Source organism: Enterococcus sp., from assembly GCF_032555305.1.
Classification (GTDB): Bacteria; Bacillota; Bacilli; order Lactobacillales; family Enterococcaceae; genus Enterococcus_A.
The window spans coordinates 20,394-41,849 of the sequence record NZ_JAWGOQ010000035.1; the positions used below are offsets into that span (position 1 = coordinate 20,394).

Genomic DNA, 21,456 nt, shown 5'->3' on the forward strand with positions numbered 1-21,456 from the left:
GTTAGACAAGTATTTTTAGTGATATTGTGCCATCGCCACTATGCCATGTTCATCACTAGCTCAATAAGCAAAAACCGGCAGAGACTTTACGTTCATAAAGTTTCTGCCGGTTTTATTTTCTATTCGTTAACCTAATACGATTCCTGCATCCTTGATCGCTGCTTCGACAATCTCCATCACGGTCTTGCTGTGATCGAGCTGTTTCTTAACAAAGTCCATATCTTTGGTTTCAATCACTTGATTGAAAAGCTTGAATTCATCGTACATCCGATGTGGATGGTCCTTATGATCAAAGGTTTCGATATCCCCCGCTAGCGTTTGAGTGCTGTAGCTATCCAAAGTATTGGTCGGTCCATTGACAATCACTGAGCCTTCTGTTCCTTGGATCGTTGAACGGATCGTCGCTTCTGAATCCTTCGCACCGATGCAGACGACTTTGACATCGCCATAATCCAGCAGCAGCATGCCAGATGTATCAATATCCCGCTCGATGTTCGCATAATATTGAACACGTTCCGGTTTTCCTAACAAACCGACAACCAAATGAATATTGTAGATATTGATATCCATCAATGCCCCGCCGCCCATCTTCGGGTTGAAGGCTGGTAAAATCGTGCCCTCTTTAAAGGCGTCATAACGTGAAGAATATTGTGAGTAGTTGCATTCAATGATTTTTAGTTTGCCGATTTTTTGTGCTGCTTCTTTGATCCCTTGATAGTTTGGCATATATTGGTTGGTGATGGCTTCAACCAATACTAGCTCTTTTTCCAAAGCAATTTGTTCCAAATCCAGCAATTCGGAGGCCCTCAACGTGAATGGCTTTTCACAGATCACGTGCTTGCCAGCTTCCAAGGCTTTTTTCGCGAAGCTGTAATGGAGGTGATTCGGCACCGCCACATAAACCGTATCAAAAGCGTCGCTTTGCAGGCACTCATCAATATCTGTGTAAGAGGATTCGATCCCATATTCTGCTTGGATTTTCTCTGTTTTTTCCTGACTTCGCTTCGTTCCCAAGATAGCCTTTAATTCAATCTCAGGTAAATCTTTGGTGATCGCCAAGAATTCCTGTACGATCTTGCCGGAACCAAAAATGGCTAATTTCATTGCTACTCCTTCTTTCTATGCTATTTTGCGACCTGCTGGATGCCTTTTTCCAGCATCACGATTTGCAGCAGCGTTTCTTCATCTTTGACGGATTTTGGTTTGCCGTTGATCAGCGTTTCGTAGATATCCTCGTAGACACGACTATAATCGCCAATCTCTGATACAACCTTTTCTTCATGAAAAACGCCTTCATCGTCTATATAAGTTAGCGTACCATAGTGCTCTGGCAAATCAATACCGAAATCCTTGTTTTCCGGCATATAGAACATTTTCAAGTGCTCTTCTTGACGATCCTTGGTTTCTTTGACAAAGACGCCCTTCTTGCCATAAACCACGAAGCTTGGACGCTCCTTCAAACGGAAATAGCTGGATTTCACCGAAACCTTCATGCGACCATAAAACAGATCCAAATCAAAATAATCGTTCATCCGATCATCCCCTAAAAGCTGGCGCACTTCATAATGCACATCGTCCGGCTCGCCGAAATATGAGATTACCTGATCCAAGGTGTGACAAGCATGTCCGTATAGATAACTTGTTCCAATCGAAAAATGCTCTACACTCTCAGGAACTTCTGGACGGAAATAATCATAGTGCATCTCTACCTCCAGCAAATCTCCCAGCACACCGCTTTCGATCACCTTTTGCACGGTTAAGAAATCTGAATCGTAGCGGCGATTTTGGTAGCATTGAATAAACAAGCCTTTTTCATCTGCCAAACGGTATAATTCCTTGGCCTCTGCGGAAGTTTCTGTGAAAGGCTTTTCGATCAGAACATTTTTTCCGTGTTCCAGAACTTCTTTGCCTAATTTGAAATGCAGCGGGCTTGGTGTCGTTACGACAACCAGCTGAATTTCTGGATCAGCGTAAATATCGTTGATATCAGAGGTATAATGTGTGCCCGGATTCTTCTCCCACGTAATCTTGCCGCTGGGTGAATAGATGGTTTTAACCTTGATTTTGTCGGTTAATTTTGTTGAAAAGGGTAAATGATAGCGATTGGTGCTCTTTCCGTTGCCGATATATGCGATAGTTAACATGAATAAATTCCTCCAAGTTTTCTTTGATACTTCTATTATAGAAGACACCATCTTATTGAGAAGCCTTTCCAGCAAAACAGGTCATTTGATCCAAGCATTCGTTTCATCAGACGTGATTTCTGAACATTTATACCAGAAAATGGGCCAATAGGCGGACATTTCTTCTGAAATCAGTGAAATTACGGTATGATAGATAAGATGTCGAACGTATTTTCAATTTTAGCAGAGTATAAAGCTGATCCGAATAATACTTTCAAAACATAAAGAAATGTCACGAGAAACTTTCCATTCGTAAAGTGTTGCACTTGATGTGACAATTCAAGCTAGAAAAATGAATACATTAATATGAAGAAGGAGCTGATTACATGCTTTTAATCGACAAACTGCGCTTGCAGCAGGATTTAACCAATACTGAAAAACGAATCGCGGACTATATTTTAGAGAATTTAGCGGAGATTCCGGCGATTAATGTGGCGGACCTCGCCAAGAATACTTATACTTCCCACTCTTCGGTGATCCGTTTGTCGCAAAAGATGGGCTACGAGGGCTTTCGTGATTTTCGTGTCGCTGTTTCTGAGATCGCCCACAGTGACTTGTATCGTTCGAATCCAGTCGATGCGAATTTTCCTTTTTTGCCACAGGATTCAACCAAAGAGATCGCCAAGAAAATCGCGGATCTGACGATCAATACCGTACAACGCACCTATGCCCAATTGGATGATCAGATTCTTGATGAGGCGGCGGCTTTGTTGGCAAATGCTGAGCGGATTTTTCTATTTGCTCAAGGAGATTCGCAGATTCGCGCCCGCAGCTTTCAAAATAAACTGGTGAAAATCAATAAATTCCTGATCATTGCCGATGAATACGCGGATGAGGATTGGAATGCCGCCAGTCTCACCAGCAGAGATTGCGCCATCTTTATTACTTATCGTGCGCGCGTGCCTCAATACGAACGGATGCTGAAGCACTTTTTAAATGAAAATGTGCCATCGATTTTAATGACCGGCAATAGCTCTTCAAACTTGATTCCCCTCGCTACCCAGTCGATCGTATTCAGCCAAGAAGAACTGGACTTTATCAAAGTCAGTACCTTCTCGTCTCAGATTGCTTTTGAGTATATTTTAGATACACTCTTTTCACTTTTATATGCGAAAAACTATCAAGAAAACCTGGCTGATTTCAAGAAGAAAAACAAATGGATCGAAAACGGCATTTTATCGGATAATCCTAAAATAGAATAAAATAGTAAAGTAAAAAGGGATTCTACTTAACAAACAGAAAGTAGAATCCCTTTTGGCTTTACATAATGCAAGTGAAATCATGATTGATGATTTCCAGTAGCTCGAATTGATCATTCTCAAAAGCGAATTTTAAGATACAGCAATTCTTGATTCTCCCCTTGCGCTCCACCTTGCTGGTATGTTCCCAGCGTTTAACAAATTGTCCGCAGACAGCCCCATGGGATACGATCAGAATATTCTTCCCCTCATCCGCTTGGGCTAATTCTAAAATCGTTTCACCGATTCGATCTTGAAATTCCTGCTCTCCTTCGCCACCAAAAGCAGTGAAAAATTCGCCATAAGGCAACGGCGGATTCAGGTACTCGTGTTCAGCCTCCAGATCGCCAAAATTCCATTCCTTTAGACCCTTTACGCGTGAATAATCCAAGTCCGTCACCAATTCCAACGTATCACAGGCTCTTTCTGAGGTAGAAGCGTAGGCACTATCCAGCTCAATCTTGTTTCTGACAAAATAATCCCGCGCGACCAACGCTTGTTTCTTCCCTAGTTCGGTTAACGGCGAATCGCTCCAGCCTTGAATCTTTTTCTGTTGATTAAACAGCGTCTCCCCATGACGCATCAAATAGATCGTTTTCATTTTATCGCTCCGTTTCATGAAAAGTCGGTCGCTGCAAGTTGTGTCCGCAACGACCAAATCTTCTTAGATTTTCAAATCATTCAGCCATTCAATGACCGCTTCTTTACTGTCGGCGGCGTCATCACGATTGACGGAATAGCCGTCTTCAATTACTTTTGCATCAGGCTCTGCTTCCTTGATCGAATTGATCGTATCGGAAAAACCACTGCCGCCATGGGTATTAAAAGGAATGATCGTCTTCCCAGTCAGATCCGTTTCATCCAAAAAGCTATAAAGAATCATGGGTATATCGCCCCACCAATTGGGATAGCCGAGAAAAATCGTTTCGTATTGATCGATGTTTTCGATTTTTTCCTTCAGTGCTGGCCGAGCCTCGTCTTCTTGCTCTTTACTAGCCAGATCAACCAGCTCTTCGTGATCAGTTGGGTAGGCATTTTCAGGTTCGATTCGGAAAATATCCGCTCCGACTCGCTCTTGAATCGTTTGTGCCACATATTCAGTATTGCCAAGCATTTTGCCATCAATTACCACCACGCTGTTTTCCTCTTCTTCGGTCATGTTTTCCGGATCAGCTGTCTCCGGCATTGAAAAATAGACCACCAAGGACTTTCTAAATTTCTCTGGCTCTGGGGCGACCGGCGCCAAACTTTCTGACTTGCTTTCACTAGAGCTTGAAGCTTGTGTCTCATTCTCCGTATTGCCGCAAGCCGACAATACTGTAATTGTAAAAATGGCTGCTAAAATCCCGAATAGTTTTTTCATTTGTTTTCCACCTTCCCAGGTTGGCTAGATCTTCACTCTTCCTTCAACTCATTATCGATCAGCAATTTTTCCTTTTCGTAATTGACCATATGGGTATCAAAATTATCTAATTTGTATTTCAAATAATCCCGCGCTTCCTCTAAAGCTTTAATCTTTTCTTCGGCATCGTCCAAGTGTTCCTGCAAGATCGCTTTGCGTGCCCCTAAAGTTTCGCCGCCTTCCCGTGAAAGACTAGCATAATCGATCAGTCCTTCAATCGAGACACCAGCGTTTCTTAAAACTTTGGCAAAATAAACCCAGTTCAAATCCTTTTCAGAAAAATCCCGATAGCCGTTTTTGTCCCGAGTGATTGGCGGGATCACGCCGATGCGCTCGTAATAGCGCAAGGTATCTGGCGAAAGCTCGTATTTTTCACTGACTTCTTTGATATTCATTCGTTTCACCCTTTCTTAACCTGTTTTTCTGACCAGTTCGGTCTGATTTTGGAATCACTGCGATCACTCCCGATGTTTAAATCATACACCTTGGAGTTCGCTTCAAGGCAAGAGATTTTTTTCCGAACAAAAAAATCTCCAATGATCGTCTAACGGATCTTCAGAGATTTTCTTTTCGCTTTACTACAGCTCCAATGAACTTCTTTTACCCAGCCAAAGGAATCCTTCTTACTAACGTTTCATCGTGAACAGAGCCGTCTTCTTCTAGGTCATCGATCGCACCAAAGCCATTTTCTACGATAAACAGCGGGAGTTAATACCGATTATAGAGTCGATTCAGCGATTAGCTCAGTTCTTCTGGATTGATTACTGACTATCTAACTCCGGTAATCCACTCACTTAAGCTCCTTCTTCGATCAGCTTAAGTGCTGTCGCAAAGACCTTCTCGCCATTCATCATGCCGTAATCCTGCATGTTGATGACTTCTACCGGTACATTGATGCTCGCGGCCTTTTCTTCAAATTGCTTCAACATGAAACGGACTTGCGGCCCTAATAAAATGACATCAATTTCACCTTTTTCAATCTCAGGATCGGCTTCCGAGGCAGATAAAGCAAAAATCTTCGCTTCTATTCCTTGCGCTTCCGCAGCTTTTTCCATTTTTGTGACCAATAGGCTGGTACTCATTCCAGCGGCACAGACTAACATGATCGTTTTCATTTTCTTTTTTCCTTTCTTTTTAAACCGGACTGTTCACGAACTACACATAATCAAAAGGGTCTTTGCGTTTTCGGGCAACCAGACAAGTGAATATCACATCCAACAAATAATCAACAGAGACACCATATTGCAGCGAGGTCAGTTCATAGGTACCAGAATAAATATAAAGACTGTCATTGCATAACAAATCCAGCTTGCGATCTAGATTACCGGTCAAAGCAATCGTATAGATATTTTTGCGGCGCAGTTCCATGGCCGCGTTGACCATCACTGGATTCTTCCCTGTATGACTTATGATGATCGCGATGCTGTCGTTATCCGATAATGTCCCAATATAAAAATCGTTATAGGTATTAAAGACCTGTGTGTTGATTCCTAAACTGCTCAGCTTTAAACAGATTCCTTGTGCGCGGGTGTAATTCATATCGCTGGCATAAAAATCGATCCTTTTTGAATGAACCAATCGATTGATGATCCGATTCAAGGAATCCTTTTTGATCATTTGCTGCGTATGGCGGACTGTTTCTTGGTACAGCCCCTCGACGGTGGTTGATAATTCGATATTTGAAGCCGTGACATCCAGCTTTGTCCGATCATTTTTCTTATTTTGTGCATGCTCGCTGACATACTGCAATTGAAACTCATGATAGCTTGTAAACCCCAACTTCTTACACAAACGGTTGATGGTCGCTGGGCTAGTCAAGGTCAGCAGCGCTAACTCTTTCGCCGGTTTATCCAAGACAGATTCTTGATTTTCTAAAATGTATTGAACAATGGCTTGTTCTTGATGGGTAAAGTTTGTCCCCTTTTTTAGTTGCTGAATAATCATGTTTTCACTCCTCAGTTTAGGATGATCGCCGCACCCATCATTGTAAAGTGCAATGGATCCGGATCATTTTCCATGAAACCGGATCCATTTTATTAATTATAGCATCCTAGTCTGAGAAAAATCGCTTGCTTTTGAAAATTTCCATCTATATGATGGCCTATCTACGCTTCATTCGCTTGGATCATTTCCACAGAGGCTGCTTCCTCCGCTTTTTGCTCTTCTTCCACATCCAAGCTTTGATTATAGACTTTCCAGAACGGCAGATAGATGACCAATCCAATGGCAAAGGAAATAATTGGAATCAGCGCTGTCTTAATATCGCCAGTTCCTAGTGGTCCTAATAGAAACGGTGGTGTTGCCCAAGGGACGACCGCATAAAATTTACCAATGAAGCTGGTTGACATCAAAAGATAACCAACGCCAGTCGAAATTGTTCCGCTTAAAATAAATGGAATCATCAAGTAAGGATTCAGTGCGATTGGCAGTCCATAGATTACCGGTTCAACGATTGTAAAGATCCCAGGTACCAGTGCGGTAACACCGATCGTACGAAATTGTTTTTTCTTGGAAATGAGCATCAAAAGCAGCAATGGCCAAACCGCTGCGGTCCAAATGGTTAATCGAAGAAGCCCAGTATTTCCAAGTCCGGCTAAAATATTCGGCAAATCTACATTTGAAGCACCATTCGCTAAAACGCTTGCATTTTGATCAACCCACGTTAGGCCAAATGGTGTGAATAAAGCTAAAAACATATTGTCGCCGTGAAGACCGACACTCCAAAGTAATAGACAAACAAACGTCACCAACATCGCCATCCAAAGACTATCCGAAGAGGTAATGATCGGTTCTAATAACGTATTCAACCAAGTAACCATATCGAAATCAAGAATTGTTCGAATGATCCACGCTAAAGAAAAAACGGTCGCATATGGCAGTAAAGCCCCAAAGGCATTCCCAATATTCGGCGGTACAGAATCCGGCATCTTGATCGTGATATTGCGATCTAAGAAGAATTTCAAAATTTGAACACCCACGATACTCGTAACGATACAGACAAATAATCCGCTGGCACTGAAGGAAGCCACTGAAATACCGCCGGCTTCATCATAGCCATTGATAGTAAAAATCAAAAATGTGGCTAGGCCCAACATGCTGCAGGTCAAGGTGTTCATTTTTTTCTTTTGTGCATAATGGTAAGGAATCGAAATCGCACAATATAAGGACATCATGTTCATGGTCAAGCTATTCATCCAAGCAAATTTTGCAGCCAAAGGTGCTAAGAAACCAATCAAAGGTTTTCCGCTGGTGCCAATATCTGGTGAACCCAATACATACAAGATCAGAAAGATCGAGCCAATCATAATAATCGGCATCGCTGACACTAGACCAGAAACAACGGATGAAATAATATCAGTATTCGCAAATCTGCCCAGCGGTCCGGAAATCTTCGTCGTAAAATCCATTACTCGATCCATGATGCTTTTTTTCTGTTTATCCATTTTAGACCCTCCTATTTTTAGTAGTCGTTCTCAGGGATCACGTACTTCTTTGTTCGTAATCCCTAATTAACTACGGTATATTACTTGCTGCTGGCGATGACATCAGCTGGGAAAATCACTTCAGCCGTTTTTCTAGCCTGTGTCTGGATTTTCATCGTTTCTAGCGAGACGTTCATTAACTCATTCGCCACTTCGATTTTCCGATTGTCGATAATATCGCGAAAGACGACAAATTCATGATACATTCTGTGTTTGCCCTGATTTAACTCATAAACCTGTTCAGTCGCTGAATCATTCATTAACACTTTGAACTTCGCAACGACATTGGCGGAATCTTCAATCACGATGCAGCCCTTGTCTCCTTGGATCGAGGTAACGATCGGTGCTTTGCAATCCTTGGCCGCGATACAAACCGCTTTGAAATCACCATAATCCAGATTCAAAATGCCGGAAGTGTCAATCCCCTTTTGAATATTCGCTTGATAGTTGACCTTATCCGTCGCTCCGAACAAGGTGACCATCAGATTAATGTTGTAGATATTAAGATCCATCAGTGCTCCGCCGGATTTTTCTGGATCAAAAGCCGGCTGAACCACGCCTTGTTTGAAGGCATCATATCTGGAAGAGTACTGTGAGTAATTAGCTGAAACGATTTTAATCTCCCCTAAAGTTGGCAATAGTTCTTTGATCTTCAACACATTTGGTAAAAAGCGCGTTGATACAGCCTCCAAGGTAATCAAATTGCGTTCCTGCGCCAACTTAGCTAGTTCGACAGCTTCAAGATAATTTGAAGTAAATGGCTTCTCACAAATCACATGCTTATCCGCTAATAAAGCTTTCTTAGTAAATGTATAATGCAGATGATTTGGCACACCTACGTAAATCGTGTCGATCTCAGGATTTTCCAACATCGCCTCAAAATCGGTGTAACAATTTTTGATTCCATGCTCTTCTGCCAATTTCTGGATCACCGTTTCTTCGTCAGGTGTCGCACAGATTGCCTCCAGCTCCATATCAGCAACCTCATTGGCAAAACTTAACAGATCATGAACGATCATCCCCGCTCCTAATAACCCTACTTTCATACCTTCGCCTCCTTCGCGACATTCATCGCGGCTTCAATAATTTCCAGAACAGCGACTACTTCTTCATCCTTAACAATTTTTTCGGCTTTTCCAGCTAGAACTTCGGCAATGTTGTCATAGATCAATCCGTAATCGCCCTTTTCTACTGGAACCTTCATGTCCACTTCTTGTCCTTCTTCATCCAAGTAAGACAAGGTTCCCCACAGTTCTTCTGGATATTCTTCTGTTGGTAATGGATATGGCCCATTTGGTTTTGCTTTAGACGAATTGTGTCCAAGAGAGGGCATCAAAAAACTCCCTTTTCTGCCATGAACCGTAAAACTAGGATAATCCAGCTTCACATAATAGCTGGTCTTTACAATCGCCTTCAGTCCATTTGGATAGAAAAAGTCGATGTCATAATAATCATCTGAAATCCCCGGATTATCGATACTGCGCACATCATAGACCAGTTTCTCGGGAACACCGAACTCGCCGATAATTTGATCCACCGGATGAACCGCTAAGCCATAAAGCACACCCATTCCCTTGTGTTCCGCAATACCCGGACGATAATAATCATAATGAGACTCCACTTCGATCAGCTCGCCTAAAACACCTGACTCGATCACTTTGCGCACCGTTCGCATATCGGCATCAAAACGGCGATTCTGATTCGCCATCGCTAACAATTCTTTTTCTTTAGCTAAAGCAAAAACTTCTTTTGCTTCTTCACTAGTCATGGCAAACGGTTTTTCCGTCAGAACATTCTTTCCACATTCAAGCGCCATTTTGGTATAGGCAACGTGGAACTGGTCTGGTGTATTGACCACGATCAGATTCACTTCTGTGTCTTGCATCACTTCTTCAATCATTGAAGTAAACTGAATCTCCGGATACCAGCTTTCTCGTTCCAAATCGCCCACGCGATCCTCTTCGCGGCGATAGATATATTTTACTTTCATTCTGTCTTTTCGTGCTTCTACATACGGCAAATGATATTGGCAAACACTGTTCCCAAAACCAATATAGGCAATGACTAACATACCCGTTCCCTCCTATTTCAACAGTTTATTCATCCGCTAGCTGTTTCTGCAGTAACAAACCAACGAAAACCATCAGCTGATTGGTACAGGTCAACCATATCACCTAAGTATCCCTGTTTCGATGAATAACCAGCAGAAAGGTTAGCGCTTTCAAAATCAGTGATAGATAATGAAAATGGATTTCACTCGCAAGACAGCAAAAAAACAGCAGCCGCTCATCGACTGCTGTTTCCATTATGCGTTTATACCTTCAACTATTCAGTCAGAAACTCCAATCTCTGAATTAAATGATAGAAGGATTTCTCATATTGCGAACTGAAGGCTTCATCAAAATAATAGCTGCCCTGTTTTATGTTCTCTCTACTTCGATCATGGGTTATTACGGCGAAAGTTTGAACGGCTAAATCGATGTTTTCTTTGGAGAAGGATCACTCATGTCCGCAAAATCATCGCTTTTCTTTCGATAATGATAAAATGTGCCGCCACCTTCAAAAAATCGAATAATTTTTCATCATTCAGCTCTTCACGTAATCCATGGTCGACAACGGCGACATTGAAGTTTTGAGCTCCAAATCTAAAAGAAATTCATTGGTCCACTGCCGATCCAAAAATGAACAGAAAAGAATGATAGTATTTCATTTCAAGTTTTTAATATCTAGTTTGCTAATATATAAATGACGTTTTTTCTTCTAAGACCTTTACACTCCACTCAGACTCTTTACTCTTTCTCGAAATATTTAATTGCTAATACCAATCATGCTTTTCATTTCGATCAAGCGCATTAATTTTCTCCATTTCTTCTTGAGAAAGCTCAAAATCATACAACTCAGTATTCTCTTGGATATGCTTAGGATTACTAGATCCAGGAATTATTATGACTCCTTTTTGCAGATTCCATCGAAGAATTACTTGAGCTGCAGACTTCCCGTGATTATTTGCGATTTCCATTATTACTTCGTTTCCTAGTAATTCAGCGGTGTGCCCTCTTCCACCAAGTGGATACCAGCCCTGGACAACTATCCCTAGACCTTGAATATATTCGATCACATCAGTATCTTGATAATAAGGATGGATCTCATTTTGAACGAGTGCCGGAATGGTGTCTACTTGCGGCAAAAATGATTTAAGTTCTTTAATGTACCAATTCGATAGACCAATAGAACGTATATTCCCTTGTTCGACAGCTTTTTCCATTGCTTTATATGCTTGAACATCACCCTTTCCTGGATGGTGCAGTAGCATCAGATCAATATACTCAATATCCAACTTTTCTAGTGCTTCTTTGATAGCCGCTTCTGGATTATCAAACTGATTAGGATAAAGTTTCGTGATAACAAATAGTTCATCCCTCGGAATTCCTAAATCCCGAACTGCTTTGCCAACACTTTCTTCGTTATTATACATAAATGCTGTATCAATCAGCCGAACACCTCTATCTAAAGCTTCGGACACTGATTTCACACACGTATCATCCAATAAACTGTATGTTCCAAGCCCATTTAACGGTATTTTGTAACCACTATTCAGCAGTACTGTTTTGCTATCAAAATCAAATATTCTTTTCTTCATCTTTTTATCTTGTTCCTTTCTTGAGTCGAGACTGTCTGTATGTTTTTCCCCTGAGAATGAATCTCTAAAATTTTGAGAAGTATCCTGTTTCAAAGTTCCACAAGCAGTAACTAGGAATAAAGTAACAAGCGACAACAATACTATTTTTATTTTCATTGTATCTCACCCTTTTTTAGAGTTTTCTTGCGATCTTACCTACCTTTTCTTGAACAGAATGGCTTCTTGATTGTTGTCCAACTGTCTGAATAACTCCCATATCTTGTGCCTCCATATGAAGAGTAATTGCCTCGCGATAATTTTTAATCGCTGAGCTAAATACTACGCCTGCGTCTGTCAAAAAAAATGCGTCCTCTTGGATCCTGGGGAGTCGTTCAAAGGAATACATTTCTTTCAATAGCAAAGCATTTTCCTAACTAATGTAACGTAATAGATAGGCGATGCAATAACCAACATTTTACATTCACACATCCGAGGAAGAATCGACTGCATGAACAACATCTCCATTCAATACCACGCGACAAGCATCACAATTTTGACATCCTCGAATATTCATTTGTCCAATTTGGTTGCTTGAAACTGTATGATCTAACAGTTTGGCTTCTTCTACAAAACATCAACTATAGTCGAAGTCACACCATTCAGTCTTGGACTGCCATTTGATATCAAAATGTTTATAGAATCCTTTTTTTTTGCTCGAAAAGGCGTTCATTGAATGAACACCTTTTGCGAAATTAATCTACTTTTTCAAGATTTCTATTTCCTTCCAGTCCACGATATTTCTGGATTAATTCTCTAAAAAAATCAATCAAAGGACCAAGACCGCCAGCTAAAATAATGGTTCCAACGCTGATTGGTCCTCCGAAAATGAAAGCAATCAAAGAAGTTAAACTGTCCAGCATGATTCGATAAACAAAGGTTTTCCCACCAAAACGTTTAGAAACTATAAATGAGAAACAATCATAGGGAACCATTCCTAAATGACTTTCAATATAAAGAGAAACACCAAAACACATTATTAACATCCCAACTACGAATAGTAAAATATTAGGAATCGCGAACAAATCAAAGCTTACATTCGGAAGAATCCTGTCAAAAAAGCTAATGAAATAGCCGATACTAACCATGGTTAAAACTGTTCCTATTCCAATAAATGAACGACCCGTCAGCAAAATTACACTGATCAGAGCGGCATTGATCAACAAAGTAGTTGTTCCTAGATTAAGTGAGATTGTTTCTGAAATTCCTACGCAAAAGGCGTTAAATGGATCAATCCCTAGAGAAGTTTTTTTACATAGTACTGTTCCTAAACTGATAATGAGTACTCCTACAATCAACATAATCAGTTGTTTCTTATTTTTCATCATTAAGTTCAATCCATTTCCTTTCAAGGTGTGGTAATCACTATTTACTTTCTACTTCCTCAATAGTGTTCGATAAGTCACTTCCATTTGTTTCAATTACTTTTTTATACCAATAAAAGCTCTTCTTACGTTTTCGTGAAAAATCACCCGTTCCATCATCATGACGATCAACATATATGAACCCGTATCGTTTAGCCATTTCACCAGTAGATAGAGAAACTAAATCAATACAGCCCCAAGGCGTATAACCAATCAGATCTACGCCATCCAATATCGCTTCACTCATCGCCTCAATATGCTGTTTCAAATAGTCGATTCTATAATCATCATTAATTGATCCATCTGCTTCTACGATGTCTTTAGCACCTAATCCATTTTCTACCACCATCAACGGAATCCGATAACGATCGTAAATCTCATTCAAGGCAAAACGTAGTCCGGATGGGTCAATCTGCCATCCCCAGTCGTTTGCTTTTAAGTATGGATTTGGTGCTCCGCCAAAAACATTTCCAGCAGCTAATTCTTTAGGATCGGTGGTTTGACAAAAAGAGGTATAGTAACTAAAAGAGTAATAATCGACTGTTCCTTCTTTTAGAATCTCATCGTCCTGAGACTGCTTATCGATGCGAATGTTATGCTCATCAAAGTAACGCTTTGAAAAACTAGGGTATTCACCACGAACTTGGATATCTCCGCAAAAATGATTGGACATCCGCATAGCTCTTTGATTCTCCAGCACATCTTCTGGACTAGGAGTTAATGGATAACTCGTAAAGTTTGCCAGCATACACCCGATTTTATAATCTGGATCAATCGAATGTCCCAAATTGACAGCTAGTGCACTTGCTAAAAATTGATGATGTAGCGCTTGAAAGCGAAGTTGGGGATCATCTGCTTGCTTCATGAAGTCATTTGACTCTCCATTGAAGATACCAGTTCCTTGCAAGTTTCCTTGCGCCATTGTCGCACAATTAATTTCATTAAAGGTAAGCCAATACTTCACTTTTCCAGCGTATCGTTTAAACAGCACTTCCGCATAACGAACAAACAGCTCGATTAATCGGCGATCCACCCACCCATTGTATTTTTGAGTCAAATGAAAAGGCATCTCAAAATGGGAAATGGTAATCAAGGGTTCAATCCCGTGACTCAAACATTCGTCTATCACTTTATCATAAAATTTCAATCCAGCTTCATTCGGTTCTAGTTCTTCACCGGTTGGAAAAATACGTGTCCATGCGATCGAAAAACGGTACACATTAAAACCCATCTCAGCAAATAATGCAATATCCTCTTTGTAATGATAGTAATGATTGATGGCGTCGTGTGAAGGATAGAATGTTTGCTCTTCAAGTATAGTGGTAATTCTTCTGCTTTGCTTATGTGATCCTCCTGTACAGATATCCGCTGTAGAAATACCTTTTCCCTTTTCTTGCCAAGCCCCTTCTATTTGATTGGCGGCTGTGGCTCCACCCCATAAAAAATTCTTTGGAAATATACTCATTTATCTCAACCTCTCCTATTTAGCTTCCGCTTCTTTATCCTTAAATACTACAAATGCTATAATGAATGACACGACGAACGGAACAACTGCTGCTAAAATCGGATAAAAGAAATTTGGATTTTCAGGTGAAACCATGCCTAATAAGGCTACTACACCCATTCCAGTAAAATTGTACATAGTCGTCTCAGAGAGCATCACTACGATCGCAGAAGTCATCGCTCCAATACATGAAATGACAAACATTTTAATGCGAGGCAAAGTTACCCCATAAATGGCTGGCTCAGTTACTCCGAAAATACCTGAGATAAATGCTGGCAACGCAATACTTTTTAGCTTCTTATCTTTTGTCTTAAGATACACTGCTAAAACAACTCCGATTTGTGCAAAACTTGGAAACATAGCCAAAGCCATGATTTGATCGGGATTTCCTGCTAAAACGTTCATGAACGAAAAGGAAGTCATAGCACTATGAACTCCGAACAGAACCATAATCTGATAGGCTCCACTAAAGACCACACCAGCAATTAGTGGCACCGTGTTTAACAAGAAGGTGATCCCACTATTTACAGCTCCCCCAACGGCTGTCACTGCTGGGCCGATGATCAAGAAACCTAGCGGAATAACAATTAGCAAAGTAATCACTGGTACTAGGAATCCCTCGACTGCTGTTGGAATATATCTTTTCAGAAATTTTGATAATGGCACTGCAACCGCTGTGATTGCCACTACAGGCAAAAATGAACTAGTATAAGTTGCATTAACAACCTGCCCAAATAATGGAATATCCACGGCGTTCACGGTCGGATAACAAAGAATTGCACCAATGACTAAACCTAAAAATGGTTCTCCACCTAAGTGTCTGGCTAAGTTATAGCCTAGAATCACTGGGAGGAAATAAAATACTGCATCCCCCATTGCATTCATTAACATATATAGTCCACTAGTTTCGGCCAAAACCCCAGTCATTGTTAAAACGGTCAGTAACCCTTTCAAGACCCCACCCGCACAAATGAAATTTAAAGCCGGACTAATACTGCCAACGATTGTATTCAATACACGAACTAATGGGTTAACTTTCTTCTCACTCTTATCCTCAGAAACAACGGCACCATCATCCGTTAGACCAAGTTGTTTACTCACAGCCTCATAGACCTCACCTACCTCATTACCAATAACGACCATGTATTCTCCGCCAGCTTTAACGACTGAAATAATCCCATCTGTATTATTCAATACGTCATCATTTGCAATTGCTTCGTCTCTTAAACGAAATCGTACACGCGTGATACAGTGTCTCATTCCCAAAACATTTTCTTGTCCCCCAACATTTTCAACAATTGTTTGTGCGATATTGGTGTAACTCTTTTTCGCTTTTGCCATTTTCTTTTCCTCCATATCGTGATTAATAAATGTAACTTTAAGCCGACTATTTTTTAATTGCGCCAACTTTACATCCACAAGCTGTTCTAAATCCTTGAGTTGGACTAAACTGCGATCCTTTATAGTTATGTTAAGTACCTTCCCATTTTCTTTTACGGTTTTAATATTTTTCGGACCACCACAAAGCTCTGTTATTTCCGATAATGAATCCTTATTCGCCATATCTATCCCTCCAATAATGGGAAAAAGCTGATTTTGAGGTAAATAAAAACCCACGACAAACCAATCCCTTTTAGGATTCGGTCTGCTGTGGGTAATGCTCCGATTAAGGGTAACACTCCAGCTAGCAAAATCTATTCTTCATTTTTTTGTTTCAATCGATTAATATGCAGCATCAGATACAACAGCTCGTCTTCACCGCAAATCCAATTTTTTTCTTCCTTGAAATAATCCGAAACCTTGTTGGCACAGACATATATACATGGATATTCTCTCATCATCGATCGCAGCATGCTTGAACTGGACTGCTCGATCTGTTTTCCGGTGGCTAAACGATGAATCAAATACCTTAAATGTGTTGCTAGTCTAGAATAAGGATGCCCATTTTCGTCAATGTCAAGATCGAGCTCTTCTTCAATAATTGCTTTTACTTCAGAAATCGTTTTCATTGTTAGCATAGCTGAATGCATGTCTCCTGTTTCTAATTGACCAGTAATTAAATGCAAGGCAATATTAATGATTTCATTATCTGGTAATCGGATCTTTGAAAAGTCTTCAATAATATCTAATGCCAAGACTCCTAGCTCGTATTCTTCGGGATATAAATGCCGTACGTCATATGCTAACGGGACCGTAATATCTAAGCCTTTGTTCATTCTTTCAATGGCAAAATTGATATGATCAGCTAAAGTGAATGTTAAGTTAGGGTTGAAATCACAATCCAGATTTATTTCAGCTTGCTCGATAATATCTGCACTCGCCAGAATGATTGCTTGTGGTAATGCTGTAATCATATCTACATACTTATTATCGACATCATAGAATGACCGTTCTATTTTTGAAAGATCTGTCAGCTCATACGGCATCTTTTTAAAGCCTACTCCTGCACCTAAAATAATAATTTCATTGCCATGATTATCTTTCGCCATTGCCGCATTATTGTTAATATGCTTGACTACTTCCACTTCTTCTCCCTACTTTCTCACATACTGATAAACTTAATCAGAGCATTTACCCACTACGGTGTTCATCCCTCCTCAGTTCTTTTTAAGTATCATTACCTTTGTTTCACCGGACGAAACGGTTTCTGCTTCCAATAAAGCAACCTCAAAATCACTCGTGTTCATTACAATCATCGGCGTCGTTAATGTCATGTTTTCCTCAAGTAGTCTCTCTCTATCGACCTGTAAAATAGGTGTGCCCTTTTTGACTTTCGCGCCTTGATTGACTAATTTAGTAAATCCGCGACCACCCAAGTTCACTGTATCCAACCCAACATGAACCAATACTTCCGCTCCTTGATCGGATTTTACGCCAAAAGCGTGTAACGATTCTGGAATCATGGTGATTTCCCCATCCACTGGAGAACATACCGTATTCTCACTAAGTTCAAAGGCCACTCCTTCTCCCATCATTTTAGAAGAAAAAACTTCATCCTTCACTTTTTCAAGTGGAATCATTTTCCCAGTAACTGGAGAAAGGAGTTCCTCAGATCCATTCTTTTTTAAAAAGCCAAACATGTTAATCATTCCCTTATCAGTTATTCTGTAAAAAAACTCCGAAAGCTTCACCATACAAAAAAGCAAAGAGGCTTTATCGTATCAGTGGTAAAGCCTCCGAAGAGTGACCCTCATTGATTACGTTCTAATGAAACTATAAATATTGAAATGTTCATTCATTTTTATTCAATTAGGAAAACTAAATCCTAAAAACTCACCCTATTTTACCAAGGCTGGCTAGTAGGCCCAATGGTAAACTCATTGACATTTGTATCTTCAGGTTGATTGATGGCAAATTCAATCACATTCGCTACTCGATCCGGAGTAATTCCGTATTGTTTGTATAATTCTGTCGCGCCAATCTTAGTATTTTCATCGGTGATAGCATCTAGCAATTCCGTATTAATAGCGGCTGGATAAATCGTTGCTGTACGAATATTCGTTCCTTCTTGAGCGGATTCCATTCTCAATACTTCCATCAAGTTGCGTACTGCCCATTTGGTCGCACCATATACAGCACCGCCGGGATAATTTTTTAAGCCGGCTACAGAAGAAGTCGCGATGATCTGGCCTGACTTTTGTTCAGTAAAGATAGGCAAAACTGCTGCGATTCCATTAAGAACGCCCTTGATATTAATATCGACCATGGCATCCCATTCATCGACTTTCAGTTTTGACATAGGAGAGTTCGGCATGATTCCAGCATTTAGAAAGATGACGTCGACTTTCCCAAATGTATCTTTTGCGAGTTGGACAAGTGCTGAATTATCATCTCGGTTCACCACATCAGTAACTCTGTATACAGCCTCTCCACCATTACTTTTAATATCTTTCGCAATTTGCTTAAGTTTGTCTTCTCGGCGAGCACCCAAAACGATTTTTGCCCCTTTTGAAGCTAAGAGCTTTGCTGTTGCTTCACCAATTCCAGATGATGCCCCTGTAATAATAACTACTTTGTCTGTTACTGCCATTTCCTGTCTCTCCTTTTTGATTAAGTTCACTTTAATCTTAAAGTTTCAATCTAAAGATTAAATAATCAAGACTGTCAATTTGCTTTTGTTTTGTATGTAATTGATCGATTAATCGACATTTTTGTTTTACCAGCAAATTCCTTTGACTATCAATGTCTCCATTCTGGAAAGCTTTAAAAAACTGAGTGATCATTTCAGAATTGATACCAGAATCCTCAAGATTTTGAATTATCTGTTCATTCAAATCTGTCGCTTTCGCCATACCTTCACCACCTTGAGTCCCAAGAACATCCATTGAAATAACCTCTGAACTTAATTGATTTTTTCTCTCCAATACTTCAAGTAAGCTATCACTTTTGTTTACATTTTCATTCTATTTCAGGAACACAAAAATATCAAATACTTATATCTTATAACTAGGTATTCTTGAAAGGAATATCTGATCGTGCTATTATAATTTTAAAAAGGATGGTGTCACGATGGATATTCGAGTTCTGAAATATTTTTTAGCTGTCGCAAGAGAAGGAAGCATGACTGGTGCCGCAAAATTTTTACACGTTACGCAACCGACCTTATCCAAACAACTGAAAGAATTGGAAAATGAGTTAGGGAAAAAGTTATTTACGCGTAGTAACTATAGTGTCAAATTGACAGATGAAGGAATGCTCCTAAGAAAAAGAGCTGAAGACATCATTGAAATGTTTGAAAAAACCAAAACAGAGTTTTTAACAATGGACCACATGACTGGCGGAGATGTCTATATTGGCGGTGCTGAAACAGATGCTTTTAAGTTTTTTGCCCAAGCTGCTGTCAGTTTACAGAATGAATATCCTGATATGTGTTATCACCTATTTAGTGGGAATTCTCAAGATGTGATGGAGCGTCTTGATCGGGGGCTAGATGACTTTGGAATCGTCGTTGATCCGGTCGATTTATCAAAATATGATTACTTAACGTTACCAAACAAAGATACTTGGGGAGTCGTAATGCGCAAAGATAGCCCACTAGCAGAGAAGCAATCTGTTACAGTAAAAGATCTATTGGATGTGCCTCTACTTTTGTCCAGACAAGCCAGCCAACAGACCCTATCAAAAAATGAGTTTTCCGAATGGTTTGGAAAATCTTTCGAGCACCTGAATGTTGTTACAACGTTTTCACTAGGTTTTAATCCTGCAATTATGGTCAGAGAGGGGCTTGGATATCTGGTATCTTTCGATAAAATGATAAATACGATGCCAAATTCCGAGTTAACATTCAGACCTTTGGAACCTAAGTTAGAATCTGGATTACATATTATTTGGAAAAAATATCAGATATTTTCTCCAGCAGCCGAGCTTTTTCTGAATGCAATCAAATCTATCTTTCATATTGGTAATGAATAGACTCATGCTAATAATATTTTGAGAAAGACTCAGAATAGTTTGTGAAATTATTTTTTTATTTAGACTTATAATATTACACTTTGAAATATAGGTATAACTCACAGTTAGATTTTCTCATGTTTTCAAAAAGATTTGCAGCATCTTCTCATCTTAATATAAAAAAACAGTACGAATCTATAGATAAGCTACGCGGTTGCTGATTTTATCTACTTTTACAACAATCATCGGATGAAACAGAAACGGAACTGAAAAAGCCCTGTTCAGTTTCGAAAAACAGCACAGGAAGCGGCATAATCGTTTAATTTAACAACAAAAAACGGAGTAGATTTCTCTACTCCGAAAAAATCTAACTTTTGAGGTGCAGTTGATTTTGAATGGTATTTGGTTGTTTGGCTTTATAAGCATTTTTTTAATAACTCGTATACATTGTTTCAAAAAGAAGCCCGAATTCGAGCTCCTCAATAATAACCCTCAATCACACTCCTGAATCGTCACCCGATAGCTGTTGACCACTCCGGCTTCTGCGATATTAACCTGAACGGTATCGACATCTTTACGTTCGATCATTTTCGGCAGTAAATATTGTTCGATTACTTCCTCTTCGGTGATCCCCTTCTCGAAATAATCGGTCTGAAAGATTTCTTCATTCGCGTGTTCAGCGTCAGACTCAAATATATAATCTACGATGACATCGCTTTCTTTTTTGCTGTCTCTAATTAGCCAATGACGTCTGGCCAGACTTTCGCCAAAACTGCCTAGTATCAACGCAACATCTGCATCGTATTGCCAATCGAAATCAGGATCATTTTTCATTAAAAGCTGCTGGATCTCATTGATCTGTTCCGCGCTGATGTTCGCTTGGGTCAACTCATAATTGTCACTTTCTGGCGGCTCCATTATTTTGTAGAGCAGGTTCCCCGCCTGATCCAAAATATTGAACTTGATCAATACCTCGTCCTTCAGCGTATTGATCCAAATCACGTGACTCGCTTGATACTCCCCGAATAGCTGGCGTCTTTTTTGATACTTGACTCTCATACTGACCACCTCCCAAACCTTCGTCCTTTTTCTCAGTATAATTTAAAGTACGCCATCTGCCTAGAGAAGGACTCGTAAGAAAAACGCTTTTTATTTATAAAAAACAAATCAATTGACCACTTCGCGCGTTTCGTAAAAAAGGAGCTGCAAAAACTCC

Annotated in this window: 22 protein-coding genes; 2 read left to right on the forward strand and 20 right to left on the reverse strand. The window is 40.0% G+C overall.

Features of this window, described 5'->3' with window-relative positions; genetic code table 11:
- Nucleotides 1-126: 126 nt before the first annotated feature.
- Both E6139_RS19710 and E6139_RS19715 read right to left on the reverse strand, forming a co-directional pair.
- On the reverse strand, nucleotides 127-1,104 hold the full coding sequence (locus tag E6139_RS19710; protein WP_316405248.1) for a Gfo/Idh/MocA family oxidoreductase: 978 nt from the start codon (nucleotides 1,102-1,104) through the stop codon (nucleotides 127-129).
- Nucleotides 1,105-1,124: 20 nt separating this feature from the next.
- On the reverse strand, nucleotides 1,125-2,144 hold the full coding sequence (locus E6139_RS19715) for a Gfo/Idh/MocA family oxidoreductase (protein WP_316405249.1): 1,020 nt from the start codon (nucleotides 2,142-2,144) through the stop codon (nucleotides 1,125-1,127).
- Between the two features lie 365 nt (nucleotides 2,145-2,509).
- Between E6139_RS19715 and E6139_RS19720 the strand changes: the two genes are divergently transcribed.
- A complete protein-coding gene (locus E6139_RS19720) occupies nucleotides 2,510-3,385 on the forward strand; it encodes a MurR/RpiR family transcriptional regulator (protein WP_316405250.1) in 876 nt (291 codons plus the stop codon).
- A gap of 58 nt (nucleotides 3,386-3,443) precedes the next feature.
- On the opposite strand, the gene E6139_RS19725 is transcribed toward E6139_RS19720, so the two are convergent.
- The 17 genes from E6139_RS19725 to E6139_RS19810 form a co-directional block, all read right to left on the reverse strand.
- Complete coding sequence (locus E6139_RS19725) at nucleotides 3,444-4,022, reverse strand: histidine phosphatase family protein (protein WP_316405251.1); 579 nt, start codon at nucleotides 4,020-4,022, stop codon at nucleotides 3,444-3,446.
- Nucleotides 4,023-4,085: 63 nt separating this feature from the next.
- Nucleotides 4,086-4,784: a flavodoxin gene (locus tag E6139_RS19730; protein ID WP_316405252.1), complete on the reverse strand. Its 699-nt coding sequence runs from the start codon at nucleotides 4,782-4,784 to the stop codon at nucleotides 4,086-4,088.
- Nucleotides 4,785-4,816: 32 nt separating this feature from the next.
- The gene (locus tag E6139_RS19735; protein ID WP_316405253.1) at nucleotides 4,817-5,218 is read right to left on the reverse strand and encodes a MerR family transcriptional regulator; all 402 of its coding nucleotides are present in this window, start codon (nucleotides 5,216-5,218) and stop codon (nucleotides 4,817-4,819) included.
- A 399-nt stretch (nucleotides 5,219-5,617) separates the two neighbouring features.
- Complete coding sequence (locus E6139_RS19745; protein WP_316405254.1) at nucleotides 5,618-5,938, reverse strand: PTS sugar transporter subunit IIB; 321 nt, start codon at nucleotides 5,936-5,938, stop codon at nucleotides 5,618-5,620.
- A 40-nt stretch (nucleotides 5,939-5,978) separates the two neighbouring features.
- Nucleotides 5,979-6,767: a MurR/RpiR family transcriptional regulator gene (locus tag E6139_RS19750; RefSeq protein ID WP_316405255.1), complete on the reverse strand. Its 789-nt coding sequence runs from the start codon at nucleotides 6,765-6,767 to the stop codon at nucleotides 5,979-5,981.
- Between the two features lie 161 nt (nucleotides 6,768-6,928).
- Complete coding sequence (locus tag E6139_RS19755) at nucleotides 6,929-8,266, reverse strand: PTS sugar transporter subunit IIC (RefSeq protein WP_316405256.1); 1,338 nt, start codon at nucleotides 8,264-8,266, stop codon at nucleotides 6,929-6,931.
- Between the two features lie 80 nt (nucleotides 8,267-8,346).
- A complete protein-coding gene (locus E6139_RS19760; protein WP_316405257.1) occupies nucleotides 8,347-9,351 on the reverse strand; it encodes a Gfo/Idh/MocA family oxidoreductase in 1,005 nt (334 codons plus the stop codon).
- Nucleotides 9,348-10,376, reverse strand: coding sequence for a Gfo/Idh/MocA family oxidoreductase (locus E6139_RS19765; protein WP_316405258.1), 1,029 nt, complete (start codon nucleotides 10,374-10,376; stop codon nucleotides 9,348-9,350). The genes E6139_RS19760 and E6139_RS19765 overlap by 4 nt, the downstream gene beginning before the upstream one ends.
- Nucleotides 10,377-11,120: 744 nt before the next feature.
- On the reverse strand, nucleotides 11,121-12,101 hold the full coding sequence (locus E6139_RS19770; RefSeq protein ID WP_316405259.1) for an aldo/keto reductase: 981 nt from the start codon (nucleotides 12,099-12,101) through the stop codon (nucleotides 11,121-11,123).
- A 16-nt stretch (nucleotides 12,102-12,117) separates the two neighbouring features.
- The gene (locus tag E6139_RS19775) at nucleotides 12,118-12,282 is read right to left on the reverse strand and encodes a hypothetical protein (protein WP_316405260.1); all 165 of its coding nucleotides are present in this window, start codon (nucleotides 12,280-12,282) and stop codon (nucleotides 12,118-12,120) included.
- Between the two features lie 394 nt (nucleotides 12,283-12,676).
- Nucleotides 12,677-13,309 carry a YczE/YyaS/YitT family protein gene (locus E6139_RS19780; protein ID WP_316405261.1) on the reverse strand — a complete coding sequence of 211 codons (633 nt, stop codon included), beginning with the start codon at nucleotides 13,307-13,309 and terminating at the stop codon, nucleotides 12,677-12,679.
- A 37-nt stretch (nucleotides 13,310-13,346) separates the two neighbouring features.
- On the reverse strand, nucleotides 13,347-14,810 hold the full coding sequence (locus E6139_RS19785; RefSeq protein ID WP_316405262.1) for a glycoside hydrolase family 1 protein: 1,464 nt from the start codon (nucleotides 14,808-14,810) through the stop codon (nucleotides 13,347-13,349).
- A gap of 15 nt (nucleotides 14,811-14,825) precedes the next feature.
- Nucleotides 14,826-16,412: a PTS transporter subunit EIIC gene (locus tag E6139_RS19790; RefSeq protein ID WP_316405263.1), complete on the reverse strand. Its 1,587-nt coding sequence runs from the start codon at nucleotides 16,410-16,412 to the stop codon at nucleotides 14,826-14,828.
- A gap of 131 nt (nucleotides 16,413-16,543) precedes the next feature.
- On the reverse strand, nucleotides 16,544-17,374 hold the full coding sequence (locus E6139_RS19795) for a PRD domain-containing protein (protein WP_316405264.1): 831 nt from the start codon (nucleotides 17,372-17,374) through the stop codon (nucleotides 16,544-16,546).
- 72 nt (nucleotides 17,375-17,446) lie between these two features.
- Nucleotides 17,447-17,929, reverse strand: coding sequence for a PTS glucose transporter subunit IIA (locus E6139_RS19800; protein ID WP_316405265.1), 483 nt, complete (start codon nucleotides 17,927-17,929; stop codon nucleotides 17,447-17,449).
- A 203-nt stretch (nucleotides 17,930-18,132) separates the two neighbouring features.
- Nucleotides 18,133-18,879 (reverse strand): SDR family oxidoreductase, encoded by a 747-nt coding sequence (locus tag E6139_RS19805; RefSeq protein ID WP_316405266.1) that lies wholly within the window; start codon nucleotides 18,877-18,879, stop codon nucleotides 18,133-18,135.
- Nucleotides 18,880-18,916: 37 nt separating this feature from the next.
- Nucleotides 18,917-19,174 (reverse strand): hypothetical protein, encoded by a 258-nt coding sequence (locus E6139_RS19810; protein WP_316405267.1) that lies wholly within the window; start codon nucleotides 19,172-19,174, stop codon nucleotides 18,917-18,919.
- Nucleotides 19,175-19,358: 184 nt separating this feature from the next.
- On the opposite strand from E6139_RS19810, the gene E6139_RS19815 reads away from it, so the two are divergent.
- The gene (locus E6139_RS19815; RefSeq protein ID WP_316405268.1) at nucleotides 19,359-20,261 is read left to right on the forward strand and encodes a LysR family transcriptional regulator; all 903 of its coding nucleotides are present in this window, start codon (nucleotides 19,359-19,361) and stop codon (nucleotides 20,259-20,261) included.
- A gap of 471 nt (nucleotides 20,262-20,732) precedes the next feature.
- On the opposite strand, the gene E6139_RS19820 is transcribed toward E6139_RS19815, so the two are convergent.
- Nucleotides 20,733-21,299, reverse strand: coding sequence for a hypothetical protein (locus tag E6139_RS19820; RefSeq protein ID WP_316405269.1), 567 nt, complete (start codon nucleotides 21,297-21,299; stop codon nucleotides 20,733-20,735).
- Between the last annotated feature and the right edge of the window lie 157 nt (nucleotides 21,300-21,456).

Excerpts from the sequence above, each read along its gene's own strand:
- E6139_RS19735 (WP_316405253.1), bottom strand. The coding sequence starts at position 5,218 with ATGAATATCAAAGAAGTCAGTGAAAAATACGAGCTTTCGCCAGATACC.
- E6139_RS19745 (WP_316405254.1), bottom strand. The coding sequence starts at position 5,938 with ATGAAAACGATCATGTTAGTCTGTGCCGCTGGAATGAGTACCAGCCTA.
- E6139_RS19800 (WP_316405265.1), bottom strand. The coding sequence starts at position 17,929 with ATGTTTGGCTTTTTAAAAAAGAATGGATCTGAGGAACTCCTTTCTCCA.
- E6139_RS19720 (WP_316405250.1), top strand. The coding sequence starts at position 2,510 with ATGCTTTTAATCGACAAACTGCGCTTGCAGCAGGATTTAACCAATACT.
- E6139_RS19785 (WP_316405262.1), bottom strand. The coding sequence starts at position 14,810 with ATGAGTATATTTCCAAAGAATTTTTTATGGGGTGGAGCCACAGCCGCC.
- E6139_RS19710 (WP_316405248.1), bottom strand. The coding sequence starts at position 1,104 with ATGAAATTAGCCATTTTTGGTTCCGGCAAGATCGTACAGGAATTCTTG.
- E6139_RS19780 (WP_316405261.1), bottom strand. The coding sequence starts at position 13,309 with ATGATGAAAAATAAGAAACAACTGATTATGTTGATTGTAGGAGTACTC.
- E6139_RS19730 (WP_316405252.1), bottom strand. The coding sequence starts at position 4,784 with ATGAAAAAACTATTCGGGATTTTAGCAGCCATTTTTACAATTACAGTA.
- E6139_RS19715 (WP_316405249.1), bottom strand. The coding sequence starts at position 2,144 with ATGTTAACTATCGCATATATCGGCAACGGAAAGAGCACCAATCGCTAT.
- E6139_RS19765 (WP_316405258.1), bottom strand. The coding sequence starts at position 10,376 with ATGTTAGTCATTGCCTATATTGGTTTTGGGAACAGTGTTTGCCAATAT.
- E6139_RS19750 (WP_316405255.1), bottom strand. The coding sequence starts at position 6,767 with ATGATTATTCAGCAACTAAAAAAGGGGACAAACTTTACCCATCAAGAA.
- E6139_RS19725 (WP_316405251.1), bottom strand. The coding sequence starts at position 4,022 with ATGAAAACGATCTATTTGATGCGTCATGGGGAGACGCTGTTTAATCAA.
- E6139_RS19755 (WP_316405256.1), bottom strand. The coding sequence starts at position 8,266 with ATGGATAAACAGAAAAAAAGCATCATGGATCGAGTAATGGATTTTACG.
- E6139_RS19810 (WP_316405267.1), bottom strand. The coding sequence starts at position 19,174 with ATGGATGTTCTTGGGACTCAAGGTGGTGAAGGTATGGCGAAAGCGACA.
- E6139_RS19760 (WP_316405257.1), bottom strand. The coding sequence starts at position 9,351 with ATGAAAGTAGGGTTATTAGGAGCGGGGATGATCGTTCATGATCTGTTA.
- E6139_RS19815 (WP_316405268.1), top strand. The coding sequence starts at position 19,359 with ATGGATATTCGAGTTCTGAAATATTTTTTAGCTGTCGCAAGAGAAGGA.
- E6139_RS19820 (WP_316405269.1), bottom strand. The coding sequence starts at position 21,299 with ATGAGAGTCAAGTATCAAAAAAGACGCCAGCTATTCGGGGAGTATCAA.
- E6139_RS19770 (WP_316405259.1), bottom strand. The coding sequence starts at position 12,101 with ATGAAAATAAAAATAGTATTGTTGTCGCTTGTTACTTTATTCCTAGTT.
- E6139_RS19805 (WP_316405266.1), bottom strand. The coding sequence starts at position 18,879 with ATGGCAGTAACAGACAAAGTAGTTATTATTACAGGGGCATCATCTGGA.
- E6139_RS19790 (WP_316405263.1), bottom strand. The coding sequence starts at position 16,412 with ATGGCGAATAAGGATTCATTATCGGAAATAACAGAGCTTTGTGGTGGT.